Origin of the sequence: Pseudomonas costantinii, assembly GCF_001870435.1 — a bacterium.
Classification (GTDB): domain Bacteria; phylum Pseudomonadota; class Gammaproteobacteria; order Pseudomonadales; family Pseudomonadaceae; genus Aquipseudomonas; species Aquipseudomonas costantinii.
Genome location: NZ_MDDR01000003.1, coordinates 240,644 through 255,685, shown reverse-complemented (window position 1 = coordinate 255,685; position 15,042 = coordinate 240,644). Strand labels below are relative to the sequence as shown.

Annotated in this window: 16 protein-coding genes; all 16 read left to right on the top strand. The window is 62.8% G+C overall.

The genetic code is table 11. From position 1 onward, the window contains the following. Window positions 1-9: 9 nt before the first annotated feature. Genes BFL40_RS01235 through BFL40_RS01160 form a run of 16 tightly spaced genes read left to right on the top strand, consistent with a single transcriptional unit; the run spans window position 10 to window position 15,027 of the window. Window positions 10-264, top strand: a complete 255-nt coding sequence (locus BFL40_RS01235) for an acyl carrier protein (protein WP_016979215.1) — start codon at window positions 10-12, stop codon at window positions 262-264. Continuing rightward, window positions 261-806 carry a COG4648 family protein gene (locus BFL40_RS01230; protein WP_071482690.1) on the top strand — a complete coding sequence of 182 codons (546 nt, stop codon included), beginning with the start codon at window positions 261-263 and terminating at the stop codon, window positions 804-806. Before BFL40_RS01235 ends, BFL40_RS01230 begins: the two co-directional genes overlap by 4 nt. After that, entirely contained in the window at window positions 803-2,473 is a 1,671-nt protein-coding gene (locus BFL40_RS01225; RefSeq protein ID WP_071482689.1) for an acyl-CoA synthetase family protein, read from the top strand. The genes BFL40_RS01230 and BFL40_RS01225 overlap by 4 nt, the downstream gene beginning before the upstream one ends. Then, window positions 2,466-3,200 carry a glycosyltransferase family 2 protein gene (locus BFL40_RS01220; protein ID WP_071482688.1) on the top strand — a complete coding sequence of 245 codons (735 nt, stop codon included), beginning with the start codon at window positions 2,466-2,468 and terminating at the stop codon, window positions 3,198-3,200. The genes BFL40_RS01225 and BFL40_RS01220 overlap by 8 nt, the downstream gene beginning before the upstream one ends. Next, window positions 3,197-4,132: a lysophospholipid acyltransferase family protein gene (locus BFL40_RS01215; RefSeq protein ID WP_071482687.1), complete on the top strand. Its 936-nt coding sequence runs from the start codon at window positions 3,197-3,199 to the stop codon at window positions 4,130-4,132. Before BFL40_RS01220 ends, BFL40_RS01215 begins: the two co-directional genes overlap by 4 nt. Continuing rightward, window positions 4,116-5,657, top strand: a complete 1,542-nt coding sequence (locus BFL40_RS01210) for an HAL/PAL/TAL family ammonia-lyase (RefSeq protein ID WP_071482686.1) — start codon at window positions 4,116-4,118, stop codon at window positions 5,655-5,657. Before BFL40_RS01215 ends, BFL40_RS01210 begins: the two co-directional genes overlap by 17 nt. After that, complete coding sequence (locus BFL40_RS01205) at window positions 5,650-6,075, top strand: acyl-CoA thioesterase (RefSeq protein ID WP_071482685.1); 426 nt, start codon at window positions 5,650-5,652, stop codon at window positions 6,073-6,075. The genes BFL40_RS01210 and BFL40_RS01205 overlap by 8 nt, the downstream gene beginning before the upstream one ends. Further along, window positions 6,072-6,662 (top strand): outer membrane lipoprotein carrier protein LolA, encoded by a 591-nt coding sequence (locus BFL40_RS01200; protein ID WP_071482684.1) that lies wholly within the window; start codon window positions 6,072-6,074, stop codon window positions 6,660-6,662. The genes BFL40_RS01205 and BFL40_RS01200 overlap by 4 nt, the downstream gene beginning before the upstream one ends. Continuing rightward, entirely contained in the window at window positions 6,652-8,964 is a 2,313-nt protein-coding gene (locus BFL40_RS01195; protein WP_071482683.1) for an MMPL family transporter, read from the top strand. Before BFL40_RS01200 ends, BFL40_RS01195 begins: the two co-directional genes overlap by 11 nt. Before the next feature lie 33 nt (window positions 8,965-8,997). After that, on the top strand, window positions 8,998-10,245 hold the full coding sequence (locus BFL40_RS01190) for an NAD(P)/FAD-dependent oxidoreductase (protein ID WP_074851667.1): 1,248 nt from the start codon (window positions 8,998-9,000) through the stop codon (window positions 10,243-10,245). Then, on the top strand, window positions 10,242-10,976 hold the full coding sequence (locus BFL40_RS01185; RefSeq protein ID WP_071482681.1) for a class I SAM-dependent methyltransferase: 735 nt from the start codon (window positions 10,242-10,244) through the stop codon (window positions 10,974-10,976). The genes BFL40_RS01190 and BFL40_RS01185 overlap by 4 nt, the downstream gene beginning before the upstream one ends. After that, window positions 10,973-11,455: a hypothetical protein gene (locus tag BFL40_RS01180; protein ID WP_071482680.1), complete on the top strand. Its 483-nt coding sequence runs from the start codon at window positions 10,973-10,975 to the stop codon at window positions 11,453-11,455. The genes BFL40_RS01185 and BFL40_RS01180 overlap by 4 nt, the downstream gene beginning before the upstream one ends. Further along, window positions 11,452-12,618, top strand: a complete 1,167-nt coding sequence (locus BFL40_RS01175; RefSeq protein WP_071482679.1) for a beta-ketoacyl-[acyl-carrier-protein] synthase family protein — start codon at window positions 11,452-11,454, stop codon at window positions 12,616-12,618. The genes BFL40_RS01180 and BFL40_RS01175 overlap by 4 nt, the downstream gene beginning before the upstream one ends. After that, entirely contained in the window at window positions 12,615-13,076 is a 462-nt protein-coding gene (locus BFL40_RS01170) for a hotdog family protein (protein WP_071482678.1), read from the top strand. Before BFL40_RS01175 ends, BFL40_RS01170 begins: the two co-directional genes overlap by 4 nt. Then, window positions 13,073-13,801 carry a 3-oxoacyl-ACP reductase FabG gene (gene fabG / locus BFL40_RS01165; protein ID WP_071482677.1) on the top strand — a complete coding sequence of 243 codons (729 nt, stop codon included), beginning with the start codon at window positions 13,073-13,075 and terminating at the stop codon, window positions 13,799-13,801. Before BFL40_RS01170 ends, fabG begins: the two co-directional genes overlap by 4 nt. Further along, the gene (locus tag BFL40_RS01160; protein WP_071482676.1) at window positions 13,801-15,027 is read left to right on the top strand and encodes a beta-ketoacyl-ACP synthase; all 1,227 of its coding nucleotides are present in this window, start codon (window positions 13,801-13,803) and stop codon (window positions 15,025-15,027) included. Before fabG ends, BFL40_RS01160 begins: the two co-directional genes overlap by 1 nt. Window positions 15,028-15,042 lie beyond the last annotated feature (15 nt).

Genomic DNA, 15,042 nt, shown 5'->3' with positions numbered 1-15,042 from the left:
GACCGGACCATGCAAACTCGTGACGATATTTTCAACACCCTGCGCGATGCCTTGGTGGAACTGTTTGAACTCCCCCCGGAGCGTGTCACCCTCGATGCCAATCTGTATCAGGACCTGGAAATCGACAGCATTGATGCCGTGGACCTGATCGACCATATCAAGCGCCAGACCGGCAAGAAGATCGCCGCCGAAGAGTTCAAGGCGGTGCGTACCGTAAACGACGTGGTTGAGGCGGTGTACCGTCTGGTCACGCCCGCCGCATGAGTCGGCTGATCGGCCTTGGCCTGTTGTTGGCGGGGCTGCTGTACCCCTTCGCGGTGTATTACGGCACCGAACACTTTGCACCGTGGCAATTCGGCCTGCTGCTGGGCAGCCTGTGGCTGATGCGTGCGCTGACGGGTGCACGTCGCCCCGGCAGCCGCTGGATGGCCGTGGCGGTGATCGTGTTCTGCTTGGTGCTGGCATGGTTCGATAACCCGCACCTGCTGCGTTGGTACCCAAGCCTGGTCAGCGCCTTCATGCTGGCGCTGTTCGGTTTGAGCCTGAAATACGGCCCGCCGATGGTCGAGCGCCTGGCGCGCATGACCGACCCGGTACTGCCACCGCACGCGATTGTGTATACGCGCCAGGTCACCGTGGTGTGGAGCGCGTTTTTTCTATGTAATGGCCTGCTCGCCGCCGCTCTCACCCTGTGGGCGCCGCTGAGCTGGTGGACGTTGTACAACGGCCTGATCGCCTACGGGCTGATGGGGCTGTTGTTTGCCGTGGAATGGCTGGTACGACAAAGGGTTCGAGGCCGCGTATGAATGGGTTGAAACTTGAGCACGTGTTGCTTGAGCCGCTGGAACAGCGTTTGGTCACCACCGAGCCTGCGATGAATCACGCTCAACTGTGGGCGCACTCCCTGAGCCTGGCCGCAGGCCTGCAAGCACGTGGCATCCAGCGTTTGGCGGTGCATCTGGAAGATGCCGGCTTGCTGGCCATTGCCTTGCTAGGCGCTTGGCGGGCCGGGGTCAGCGTGTTGCTGCCCGCCGACTTGCAGCCTCAGACCCGACAGCGCTGGGATGATGCCGTTGACGCATGGCTGATCGAGGCCACTGACCTCGACGCGCTGTATCAGGCACCTTTGAGCCCTGCCGAACTCGATCTGGACACTTGCCAACTGAGCCTGTGCACCTCCGGCTCCAGCGGCGAGCCCAAGCGTATCGACAAGACCCTGCGCCAACTGGCCAACGAAGTTGAGGCCCTGGAAGCCCTGTGGGGCGCGGACCTCAAGGGCGCCTGCATCATCGGCAGCGTCGCCACACAGCATATCTACGGCTTGCTGTTCCGCGTGCTGTGGCCGTTATGCGCCGGTCGCACCTTTGTGCGCCAACAGTTGGCCTTCCCTGAAGATTTACAACGCGCCAGTCGCGAACACCCGCAGTTCGCCTGGGTCGCCAGCCCCGCGCTGCTCAAGCGCATGGGCGATAACCTCGATTGGCCTGCGCTGAGCAAAGTGGCGCGGGTGTTCTCGTCTGGCGGCGCCTTGCCTATCGAGGCCGCAGGTGAGCTTTATGATCGCTTGCAACAATGGCCGACGGAAATCCTCGGCAGCTCGGAAACCGGCGGCATCGCCTGGCGCCAAGGTGCACAACCCTGGCAGCCTTTTGCTGACGTTCAACTGAGCCAGGACGCCGACGGCGCCCTGCGCATTGCTTCGCCCTACCTGCCCGACGGGCATATCGAACAGACCGCTGACGCTGCGCGCATCCACGCCGATGGGCGCTTCGAACTGCTCGGTCGCCTGGACCGCATCGTCAAACTGGAAGAAAAACGCATCTCCCTGCCGATGCTGGAACAGGCGCTGATGGCCCACCCGTGGGTCACCGAAACCCGCCTGGGCGTGGTGCAGGAAAACCGCGCTTCCCTCGGCGCGCTGGTAGTGCTCAGTGCCGACGGCCTGCATGCCTTGCGCAACCAGGGCCGCCGCGCCGTCACTCAAACCCTGCGCCAACACCTGAGCCAACACTGCGAAGCCCTGGCCCTGCCCCGCCGCTGGCGTTTGCTGCGCCAGTTGCCACTGAATGCCCAAGGCAAACTGCCCCAGGCCGATGTCGCCGCACTGTTGCTCGCGCCCCGGCCGAAAACGCCGGAAGTGCTGGAGCAGGTCGAAGCCGACGGTGAATGGACCTTGCAACTGAGTATCCCGCCGGACCTGGCCTATTTCAGCGGCCACTTCCCGGCAACGCCGGTACTTCCGGGCGTGGTTCAGGTGGAATGGGCGTTCAACCTGGGCCAACAACTGCTCGATTTGCCGGCGACCTTTGCCGGCATGGAAGTGCTCAAGTTTCAGCAACTGGTGCGCCCCGGCGACAAAATCGAGCTGCACCTGCGCTTCGACCAGGAACGCAGCAAGCTGTACTTCGCCTACCGCAACGGCGTTGCAGCTTGCTCCAGTGGTCGAATTCAACTGGTAGCCGCCCATGCATAACCCCTGCGCACTGATTCCGGTCTATAACCATGAAGCCGCCGTGCCGGCCGTGGTTCACAGCCTGTTGAACAGCGGCCTGCCGTGCCTGTTGGTGGACGATGGCAGCAGCCCGGCTTGCGCAGCGGTACTCGCACAATTGGCGACGCTTGAAAACGTCACCTTGCTGACGTTGCCAAACAACCAAGGCAAGGGCAGCGCGGTCATGGCCGGTTTCCGCGAAGCCGCGCGCCAGGGCTTTACCCACGCGTTGCAAGTGGACGCTGACGGCCAGCATGACCTGCGCGAAGTCGAAGCCTTTATCGATGCCTCGCGCACCCATCCAACCGCCATCATCTGCGGCTACCCCGAATACGATGAGAGTGTACCCAAGGGCCGTTTGTACGCGCGCTACCTGACCCACGTGTGGGTATGGATCAACACCTTGTCGCTGCAGATTCGCGACTCTATGTGTGGCTTTCGCGTGTACCCGCTCGCGCCCACGCTGGCGCTGATGGACTCGGCCTACATCGGCACGCACATGGATTTCGACTCGGACATCCTGGTGCGCCTGGCCTGGCGCAACCAACCGATGCGCTGGCTGCCGACGAAGGTGCATTACCCCGCCGACGGCCTGTCGCATTTCCGCCTGTTCCGCGACAACGTGCGCATCTCCGTCATGCACACCCGCCTGTTCTTCGGCATGTTGGTGCGCGCGCCGATGATTCTGTGGCGACGGTGGCAGGCATGAGCGACAGCACCAAGCACTGGGCCGACCGCGAGGAGCGCGGCAGTTTCTGGCTGATGAAACTCACCGCCGTCGCCGCCAAGGTGCTCGGCCGTCGACTGCTGAGCCCGGTGCTGTACGGCATCGTTCTGTACTTTTTCCTGTTCGGCCGCACCGCGCGCCAGAGCGCCTGGGAATACCAGCAGCGCCTCGCGCAATGGAGCGGTCGCGATGAGCTGCGCCCTACCCACAGAAGAGTCTTCGGCCAATTCATGGCCTTCGCCGACGCCTTGCTCGACAAGCTCGACGTGTGGAACGGCAAGCTGCGCATCGAGCAAATCGAAATCAACGACCCCGCGCAATTGCGCGGGCAACTGCGCGGCGAACGTGGGCAGATGCTGGTGGGTGCGCACCTGGGCAACCTGGAAGTGTGCCGAGCGCTCGCGGAGATCGGTGAACAAGTCACCATGAACGTGCTGGTGCACACCAAGCACGCCGAACAATTCAACCGCCTGCTGGGCGAGGCCGGGGCCACCCATCTGCGCCTGATTCAAGTCAGCGAGTTGGACCCGGCCACCATGCTGCTGCTCAGCCAGCGCCTGGACGAGGGCGAGTGGCTGGCCATCGCCGGCGACCGCGTGCCGCTGCATGGCGGGCGCACGGTGCGCGTGGATTTCCTCGGCGTTGACGCCGCCTTCCCCCAAGGCCCGTGGCTGCTGGCCGGCCTGCTCAAATGCCCGGTCAACCTGCTGATGTGCCTGAAACACAACGGCCGCTATCGCCTGAGCATCGAGCCGTTCGCCCAATTGATCGAATGGAAGCGCAGCACCCGCGAGCAGGTGATCGCCCAGTGGACCGCATGCTACGCCGCGCGCCTGGGCCAGTTCTGCCTGGAAGCGCCCCAACAATGGTTCAACTTTTACCCTTTCTGGAAGACCGATGACGACGCATCTTGAGCCGGTAACCTTTGGCGAACGCCCATTGCGCATTGAAGACGTGCTGGCCCTGGCCAACCGTCAGGCGCCCACGCAGTTGCAAGATGACGCGGCGTATCGCCAGCGCATTGCCAAAGGCGCGCAGTTCCTCGACTCGCTGCTGGACAAGGAAGGCGTGATCTACGGCGTGACCACCGGCTACGGCGACTCGTGCGTGGTGGCGGTGCCGTTGCAACACGTCGAAGCGTTGCCGCGTCACCTCTACACGTTCCACGGTTGCGGCCTGGGCAAGTTGCTCGATGCACAAGCCACCCGCGCGGTACTGGCGGCGCGTTTGCAGTCGCTGTGCCACGGCGTGTCCGGCGTGCGCGTTGAGTTGCTGGAGCGCCTGCATGCGTTTCTCGAACACGACGTTCTACCGTTGATCCCGGAAGAGGGCTCGGTGGGCGCCAGCGGCGATCTGACCCCGCTGTCCTATGTGGCCGCGACCTTGTCCGGCGAGCGTGAAGTGATGTTCCGTGGCGAGCGTCGCCAGGCCGCCGACGTGCACCGTGAGCTGGGCTGGGACCCGCTGGTTTTGCGCCCAAAGGAAGCCCTGGCGCTGATGAACGGCACCGCCGTGATGACCGGCCTGGCCTGCCTGGCGTTCGCCCGTGCCGACTACCTGCTGCAACTGGCCACACGCATCACCGCGCTGAACGTGGTGGCGTTGCAAGGCAACCCGGAACACTTCGACGAGCGCCTGTTCGCCGCCAAGCCGCACCCGGGGCAAATGCAAGTCGCCGCCTGGCTGCGCAAAGACCTGGCGATTGATGCACCCACCGCACCGCTGCATCGCTTGCAGGATCGCTACTCGCTGCGCTGTGCACCCCACGTCCTCGGCGTGCTGGCCGACAGCCTGAACTGGCTGCGTTCGTTCATCGAGATCGAACTGAACAGCGCCAACGACAACCCGATCATCGACGCCGAAGAAGAACGTGTGCTGCACGGCGGCCACTTCTACGGCGGCCATATCGCCTTCGCCATGGACAGCCTCAAGACCCTGGTGGCCAACGTCGCCGACCTGCTCGACCGTCAACTCGCGCTGCTGGTGGACGTGCGCTACAACCACGGCCTGCCGAGTAACCTGTCGGGCGCGCCGGCCGACCGCGCGATGATCAACCACGGCTTCAAGGCGGTGCAGATCGGTACCAGCGCCTGGACCGCCGAAGCACTGAAAAACACGATGCCGGCCAGCGTGTTCTCGCGCTCCACCGAGTGCCATAACCAGGACAAGGTGAGCATGGGCACCATCGCCGCGCGCGACGCAATCCGCGTGCTGGAGCTGACTGAACAAGTCGCCGCGGCCACCTTGCTCGCCGCCAACCAAGGTGTTTGGCTGCGTGCCCAAGCTGAAGATGCGCGCGCCCTACCGCCGGCCTTGGCCGCCATGCATGCAGAACTCGCCAAGGACTTCCCGCCGGTCATCGAAGACCGTGCCCTGGAAGGCGAGCTTCGCCTATGCCTGAAGCGCATTGCAGAACAACATTGGAGGCTGCATGCGTAGCCAGGGCGTACTGCACAGCGACACCGAAATCCTCGTGCCATTTTTCGACGTCGACACCATGAACGTGGTGTGGCACGGGCATTACGTGAAGTACCTGGAAGTGGCGCGCTGCGCACTGCTGGATAAGATCGGCCACAACTACACGGCGATGCTCGAGTCGGGCTACGCCTGGCCGGTGATCGATATGCAGCTGCGCTACGTGCGCGGCGCGATGTTTGGCCAGACGATCAATGTGCGCGCCAGTTTGGTGGAGTGGGAGAACCGCTTGAAGGTCAATTACCTGATTACCGACCTTGCCAGCGGCGAGCGCTTGACCCGTGCCAGCACCGTGCAGGTAGCGGTGGACGTCGCCAGCCGTGAGATGCAATTGGCGTCGCCGACAGTATTTGTGGAAGCGGTTGAGAGGGCCTTGGCATGAGAGTATTTCTCCTGTTGGCGGGCCTATTGCTGAGCCTCAGCGCCCATGCCTTCGACCTGCAACAACTCAGCGATCAATTGGCGAAACCGTCAGTGATCCACGGCAGCTTCATTCAAGAAAAACACCTCCGTGCCCTGCCCCAACCCTTGGTCAGCAAAGGCACCTTCGTGCTCGCCAAAGACCACGGCCTGCTGTGGCTGCTGAAAACCCCGCTGCAACAGGACTACCGCATCAGTGCTCAGGGCATCGCCCGCCGTGACGCCAATGGCTGGCAACTGCTGCCGAACAAGAGCGCCGGTGCCGAGCAGAATCGTCTGTTCCTCGCCGTGCTCCAAGGCGACAGCAGCGGCTTGCAGCGTGATTTCGAATTGCAGCTGCAAGGCGAAGCCAGCCAATGGAAGCTGACGCTGATCCCGCGTTCGCTGCTGTTAAAACAAGTCTTCACCCAGATCAACATCGACGGTGGCGAGCGGGTGCAAAAAATCGAACTGCTGGAGACCCAGGGCGACAGCACCGTGCTGCGTATGCAGGACAGCACTGCAGCTCTTCCACTGAGTGACGCGGAGCAACACGACTTTGCCCAGTGAGCGCCTGCTGCCGCGCCTGTTCCTGATTCTGCTGGTAGGCGTGCTGGCCCTGGCCGGCTGGCAATGGCGCCACGGTGCACCGCTGTCGGCCAACCTGATGGAGCTGGTGCCGGGCAACACGCCGGACGCTCTGGAGCAGCTAGCCGAGCAGCGCATGCAGGAACCGCTGAACCGCGAGATGCTGGTGCTGGTCGGCCATACTGACCGCCAGCAAGCAGTGTCCATCGCGCAGCAATTGAGCGAGCGCTGGCAGGCCAGTGGCCTTTTTGAAAAGGTCCAGTGGAACCTGCAAGCCGACTTGCCGGCACTGCGTGAGCAACTGCTGCGCGGGCGTCTGGCAATGCTGTCGGCCAAAGACCGCGAGCAACTGATCGACCACCCCGACGCATTCATCCAACAGCGTGTGCAGTCGCTGTTCGACCCTTTCACCGGATTCAGCCTGGTCCCGAGCCAGGACGATTGGCTGGGCCTGACCGGACGCATCCAAAACAGCCAGCCGCAGCACGGGTCGGTGCAGCTGGATATCGGCAGCGGCGCATTGATCGCCGACGCCGACGGCAAGAGCTGGGTGTTGCTGCGGGCGCGTACTACCGGCAATGCCTTCGATATGAAACTGCCGGTGCAAGTGGCGGACTTACTTAAAGCGAGCCGTGAGCAAGCCAGCCAGCAAGGCGCACAACTGCTCGCGGCCAGTGGATTGCTGTATGCGGCGAATGGTCAGCAGCAGGCCACGCGGGAAATCACCTGGGTCGGTGGCGGCGCCACCCTTGGCATTCTGTTGCTGCTGTTGTTGGCCTTCCGCCGCTGGCGCGTACTGCTGGCGTTTGTGCCGGTGTTGGTGGGCATGCTGTTTGGCGCGGTGGCCTGTGTGGCGCTGTTCGGCCATATGCATGTGATGACACTGGTGCTGGGCTCCAGCCTGATCGGCGTGGCGGTGGATTACCCGCTGCACTATCTGTCGAAAAGCTGGAGCATGAACCCGTGGCGCAGTTGGCCTGCGCTACGCCTGACACTGCCAGGGCTGAGCCTGAGCCTGGCCACCAGTTGCATCGGCTACCTGGCGCTGGCGTGGACGCCCTTCCCGGCGCTGACGCAAATCGCCGTGTTCTCCGCAGCCGGCTTAGTCGGTGCCTACCTGTCGGCAGTGTGCCTGTTACCGGCGCTGCTCAAGGGCATCGAATTGCGCCCGGCGCAGTGGCCGCTGCGCATCGCCGAATGCCTGTGGCTAGTGCGTGCTTCGTTGATCAAACGCGTGCCGAGCCCGGTGCTGCTGGCGTTGGTACTGCTGTTCTGCGCCGGTGGCCTGTGGCACTTGAACAGTAAAAACGATATTCGCCAATGGATCGGCGCGCCGCCGCAATTGCTGCAAGAGGCGCAGGCCGTAGCCCGCATCACCGGCTTCCAACCCACCAGCCAGTTCTTCCTGGTGCGAGCGGACAATCAGCAGCAGTTGCTGGAACGCCAAGCCGCCCTGGGCCAACGCCTGGACCAATTGGTGAACATGGACAAGCTTCAGGGTTACCTGGCGCTCAATCAGATCGTCAACCTCCCTGCCGAACAACAACGGCTGCGTGATGCGCTGAACACGCTGCCGCAACACTGGCAGCCGCTGCTGGACCTCGGCGTCCCCGCCAGCGCCCTGCAAGCGGAGCTTGGACACTTGCAGGCGCTGCCCATCGAAAACATCGATGCCGCGCTGATCGGCCCATTGGCCGAGCCTTGGCGCATGCTGTGGCTGGGCCCGGTGGACAGCGGCGTGGCGGCGATGGTCAGCCTGCAAGGCTTGAATAACCCGGCGCTGCTGCGAGTCCAGGCCGTGGATTTGCCGGGGGTGCAGTTGGTGGATCGCTTGGGGGACTTGAACCGGGTATTCGCCGACACGCAGATCAGCGCCGCTGAACTGAAATTGATGTCCTGCGTGCTGATCGTACTGCTGCTGATCCTGCCCTTCGGTTTTGGCGGTGCCTTGCGTATCGTCGCCCTGCCATTGCTCGCCGCACTGTGCAGCCTGGCCAGCCTGGGTTGGCTGGGCCAGCCGCTGACCCTGTTCAGCCTGTTTGGCCTGCTGTTGGTCACGGCCATCAGCGTCGATTACGCGATTTTGATGCGCGAGCAGATCGGCGGTGCCGCCGTGAGTCTTTTGGGTACGCTGCTGGCAGCGCTGACGACCTGGTTGTCGTTTGGCCTGCTGGCGGTATCGAGTACGCCGGCTGTGAGTAATTTCGGCTTATCGGTCAGCCTGGGCCTGGCATTCAGCTTTATGCTGGCGCCCTGGGCCGGGCAACAGAAACACGCCTTATGAATGAGATTATCGCCAAAGTGGCAAGGAGCCCTCGTGCCCACAGTTGAAATGGAACGTCGCCAGGTGGTGGTGATCGGTGCCGGGCCGTCCGGTGCCATCGCCGCCGCGCTGTTAAAGCGCAACGGGCATGATGTATTGATTATTGAGCGCCAGCATTTCCCACGCTTCTCGATTGGCGAAAGCCTGTTGTCCCACTGCATCGACTTTATCGAAGAAGCCGGCATGCTCGACGCCGTGCAGGCGGCGGGCTTCCAGGTGAAAACCGGTGCCGCGTTCGCTTGGGGCGAGCACTACAGCGCGTTTGATTTCGGTGACACGTTCAGCAACGGCAAGCCCACTACCTTCCAGGTGCAGCGCGGCGAATTCGACAAGTTGCTGGCCGATCAGGCCAAGTTGCAAGGTGTGGACATTCGCTACGGCGAAACCATCGTCGGTGTGGATCTGGGTGGCGAGTGCCGCTACCTGCACGTACGCCGAGAGAACGGCAGCGAGTACCACCTCAAGGCCAAGTTCGTGCTCGACGCCAGCGGCTATGGCCGCGTGCTGCCACGCTTGCTGGACTTGGACATGCCGTCGAATTTCCCGGTGCGCCAGGCGGTATTCACCCACATCGAAGACCGCATCGAACACTCAGGCTTCGACCGCACCAAAATTCTCGTAACGACCCACCCGACGAAGCGCGATATCTGGTTCTGGACGATCCCGTTCAGCAACGGCCGCTGCTCGGTGGGCGTAGTTGCCGCCAAGGAACACTTCGATGGCCGCGACAGCGATCTCGACGCCTGCCTGCGTGGATTTATCGACGAAACCCCTAGCCTGTCCGGCGTGCTACAAAACGCCGTTTGGGATACGCCCGCGCGCACCATCGGCGGCTATGCAGCCAATGTCAAAACCCTGCACGGCCCAGGCTTTGCGCTGCTGGGCAACGCGGCGGAATTCCTCGACCCGGTGTTCTCCTCCGGCGTGACCATTGCCATGCGTTCGGCGAGCATGGCCGCAGGCCTCCTGCATCGCCAGCTAAAGGGCGAAACGGTGGATTGGCAAACCGAGTTTGCCGAACCTTTGAAGCGCGGCGTCGATACCTTCCGCTGCTACGTCGAAGGCTGGTACGCCGGGACCTTCCAGGATGTGATTTTCCACCCCGGCAGCTCGCCGGAGATTCGCCGGATGATCTGTTCGATCCTCGCGGGTTACGCCTGGGATGAGCGCAACCCGTTTGTCAGCGAGCCCAAGCGGCGGCTACGGATGTTGTCGGAGATTTGTGCAGGGGATGCAGTGTGAGCAGTCAGTACCTGAGTAAAAACTACGTCGAAGAAACCAAGTTCGGTTTCTGGTTCCTGCGCAGCCACACTTGGCAGCACCACGTGTTGCGCGTGGCGATCAACGACCTGCGCAGCCTGTTCAGCGACCCGCTGCCGGTGGCGCCAGTATTGCTGGACGCCGGTTGCGGCCAGGGCAAGTCGTTCCGATATTTGCAGCAAGTGTTCACGCCAGAGCGCCTGATCGGCCTGGATGCCGACCCCCACAGCCTGGAACTGAGCAAGGCCGAAGCGGAACGCCAAGGTTTGGCCATCGAACTGATCGGCAGCGACTGCGCTACGCTCAACGTACCGGACGCCAGCGTCGATATCCTGTTCTGCCACCAAACCTTCCATCACCTGGTTGAACAGCATCGCGCACTCAAAGAATTTTATCGGGTACTCAAGCCGGGCGGCTATTTGCTGTTTGCCGAGTCAACTGAAGCCTATATCGACACCTGGGTGATTCGCTGGCTGTTCCGCCACCCGATGCACGTGCAAAAAAGCGCCGAAGAGTACCTGGAAATGATCCGCGAACAGGGCTTTGAATTCGGCCCGCAGAATGTCTCGTACCCGTACTTGTGGTGGAGCCGTTCCAGTGATTTCGGCCTGCTGGAGCGCTGGGGCCTGCGCAACCCGCCGCCGGTGGGCCAGCGCGAAGAAACCCTGGTCAACTGCGTGGCGCGTAAACCCTTGGAGAGCGTCGCCCCATGATCCGCTTGCTGTTGATGGGTTGCCTGTTGCTGCTGAGCGCTTGCGCCAGCCAGCCACCGCTGCCCGAAAAAGTCCCGGCCCTGGCCTTGCCGATGCAACTGCATGTGCAGCGCCTGGCGGACGGCCAGAGCCAGGACTGGTTGCTGGTGATCCAGCATGAAGGTGGCGGGATTCGCTGGTCGATGATGGACCCGTTGGGCATTCCCCAGGCACGGCAAAAGCTGATCAATGGCGAGTGGCAAGCCGATGGACTGTTGCCGCCCAACCCCCAGGCACGGGAGTTGTTTGCCGCGCTGCTGTTTGCCCTGACCTCGGCGGATGACGTGCCTGCGCTGTATCCGAACGCCCAGGCGATGGACCTCACACGCACCCTGCCGGGTCATTGGCAAATCGTGTATCAGTCCTCAGAGGTGTTCAGCGTGAACATGGCGGGGCAGCCGTTGAGCTATCGCATCACGCCGCTGGGTGCTGCCCGATGACCGCCTATCTGAATGCGCTCGGCGTGATTTGCGCCTTGGGCCGTGGCCAGGCCGAAGTCAGCCGCAGCCTGTTTTCCGGTGACTGCTCCGGTATGCGCGCCGAAAGCGGCTGGGTGCCGGATCGCGTGCTGCCGGTGGCCGGTGTACATGGCGAACTGGCGACCATCCCTGTGGAACTGAACCAGCAAAGCAGCCGCAACAACCAGTTGCTGCTGGAAGCGGCGCTGCAGATTGAGGATGAGATCCGCCAGGCGATCCACACCTACGGCGCCTCGCGGATCGGCATTGTGCTGGGCACCAGCACCTCGGGTATCGACGAAGCGAGCCGTGGCATCGCGCATTACCTGCGCGACAAGCAGTTCCCCGGCGACTACGACTACCAGCAACAGGAACTCAGCGCCCCGGCAAACTTCCTTGCCGACTGGCTGCAACTGAGCGGCCCGGCCTATGTGATTTCCACCGCCTGCACCTCCAGCGCTCGCGCACTGATGAGTGCCCAGCGCCTGCTGGATCTGGGCGTGTGCGACGCGGTGATCTGCGGCGGTGTCGACAGCCTCTGCAAGCTGACCCTCAATGGGTTTAGCTCGCTGGAAGCGGTGTCGAGCGAGCGCTGCAATCCGTTTTCGGTGAACCGTAATGGCATCAATATCGGCGAAGCGGCCGTGCTGTTTCTGATGACTAAACAGCCAGCACCTATTGCCCTGTTGGGCAGCGGAGCCAGTTGCGACGCGCACCATATTTCCGCGCCAGAGCCTACCGGCAAAGGCGCGTTGCTGGCGATGCGCAAGGCCCTGGCCAGCGCAAAACTTGCGCCTGAACAAATCGGTTACCTGAACCTGCACGGCACCGCGACCCAACATAACGACGCCATGGAAAGCCTGGCGGTAGCCAGCCTGTTTCCGAATGGCGTGGCCTGCTCGTCGACCAAACCCATGAGCGGCCACACCCTCGGTGCAGCCGGTGCGTTGGAAGCGGCGTTCTGCTGGCTGAGCCTGACCCACGGTGTGGTACCGCCGCATGTGTGGGACGGCAACGCCGACCCGACGCTGCCTGCCTTGCAATGGGCGCACACCGGCGACACCTTGAAAAAACGCTGCCTGATGAGCAACTCGTTTGCCTTCGGTGGTAACAACGTCAGCCTGATAATCGCAGAGGCCCCATGATCAACTGGCCACTCGCCGAACTGCTGCCCCATGCGGGCGACATGATCCTGATCGACCAGGTGCTGTCGTTCGATGAAGAGCAGATTCACACCCGCGTCACCGTCACGCCCGGCGGCCTGTTCAACCAGCCCGACGGCAGCCTGCCGGCCTGGGTCGGCATTGAGTTGATGGCGCAAAGCGTCGCCGCCTACGCCGGTTGCCGCGCCCGCCAAAAAGGCGAAGCGGTGGAACTGGGTTTCCTGTTGGGCACACGTAAGTTCGAGTGCAATGTGGAGCACTTCCCGGCAGGCGCCGAGCTGACCATCCACGGCCTGCGCTCCCTGGAAGACGATAACGGCATGGGTGTGTTCGAATGCCACCTCACCGGCGACGGTATCCAGGCCAGCGCCCGCTTGAACGTATTTCGACCGCCCCAGGCGGCCAACTATTTAGATGAATCGAAGGACGAAACGCCATGACTGAATCCGTACTGGTCACCGGCTCCAGCCGTGGCATCGGCCGCGCCATTGCCCTGCGCCTGGCCCAGGCCGGGCATGACATCGTGCTGCATTGCCGCAGTGGTCGTGCTGAAGCGGAGGCGGTGCAGGTCGAAATCGAGGCACTGGGGCGTAAGGCGCGGGTGCTGCAATTCGACGTGGCGGATCGCGCAACCTGTAAAGAAATCCTGGAAGCCGATGTGGAGCTGCATGGTGCCTACTACGGCGTGGTGCTCAATGCCGGCCTGACCCGCGACGGCGCGTTCCCCGCGTTGTCCGAAGACGATTGGGATGTGGTGATGCGCACCAACCTCGACGGTTTCTACAACGTGCTGCACCCGGTGATGATGCCGATGATTCGTCGTCGCGCTGCCGGGCGCATCGTGTGCATCACCTCGGTCTCCGGGTTGATCGGCAACCGTGGCCAAGTCAATTACAGCGCTTCGAAAGCCGGCTTGATTGGCGCCGCCAAGGCCCTGGCCATTGAGTTGGGCAAGCGCAAAATCACCGTCAACTGCGTGGCACCCGGGCTGATCGACACCGCGATGCTCGATGAAAACGTACCGGTGGATGAACTGATGAAGATGATTCCCGCGCAGCGTATAGGTACGCCGGAAGAAGTGGCCGCAGCGGTGAACTTCCTGATGTCGGCCGAAGCCGGCTATATCACTCGCCAAGTCTTGGCCGTGAATGGAGGTCTGTGCTGATGAAGCGCGTCGTAGTGACCGGCATGGCCGGCGTCACCTCCCTGGGCAGCGATTGGGACAGCATCGCGGCCAACTTTCGCGCCAACCGCAGCGGCATTCGCCGTATGGATGAGTGGGACCGCTTTACCGAATTGAACACCCGCCTGGCCGGGCCTATCGACGACTTCGCCGTGCCCGCCCACTGGACCCGCAAGCAACTGCGCAGCATGGGTCGCGTCTCGCGCCTGGCGGTGTGGGCAGCGGAGCAGGCGCTGAAGGACGCGGGTTTGCTCGGTGACGAATCGATCAAGGACGGGCGCATGGGCGTGGCCTGCGGCTCGTCCACCGGCAGCACCGACGAGATCAAGGCCTTCGGCAATATGCTGCTGAACTCGGTGGCCGAGGGGCTGAATGCCAACTCCTATGTACGGATGATGCCGCACACCACGGCAGCGAATATCAGCATCTTCTTTGGCCTCACCGGGCGCTTGATCCCCACGTCCAGCGCCTGCACCAGTGGCAGCCAGGGCATCGGCTATGCCTACGAGGCGATCAAGTTCGGTCGCCTGCCCTTGATGCTCGCCGGCGGCGCCGAAGAACTGTGCCCCACCGAAGCCATGGTGTTCGATGCGCTGTACGCCACCAGCCTGAAAAACGACGCCCCTCAAACCAGCCCGCGCCCTTACGACAGTGCTCGTGACGGCCTGGTGATCGGTGAAGGCGGCGGCATGCTGGTGCTTGAAGAACTGGAGCACGCCTTGGCGCGCGGTGCGCACATCCACGCCGAGCTGGTCGGTTTCGGCAGCAACGCCGACGGCCAGCACACCACTCGCCCTGAGCAGAAAACCATGCGTCGCGCGATGGAACTGGCCCTGGAAGATGCCGGGCTGGAGCCCTCCGCCATCGGCTACGTCAACGGCCACGGCACTGCCACCGACCAAGGCGACATCGCCGAGACCCTGGCCACCAGCAGCCTGTTTGGCAGCCGCATGCCGATCAGCTCGCAGAAGAGCTTCCTCGGCCACACCTTGGGCGCGTGCGGGGCGTTGGAGTCTTGGTTCAGCATCGAGATGATGAACCGCGATCAATACGTGCACACCTTCAACCTGGATTCGGTCGACCCGCAGTGCGGCGAGCTGGATTACCTGCAAGGTGAATTCCGCGAGATGCACCACGACTACGTAATGAACAACAACTTTGCCTTTGGCGGCGTCAACACGTCGCTGATCTTCCGCCGCTGGTCTTGAATTTTTAATCGATTG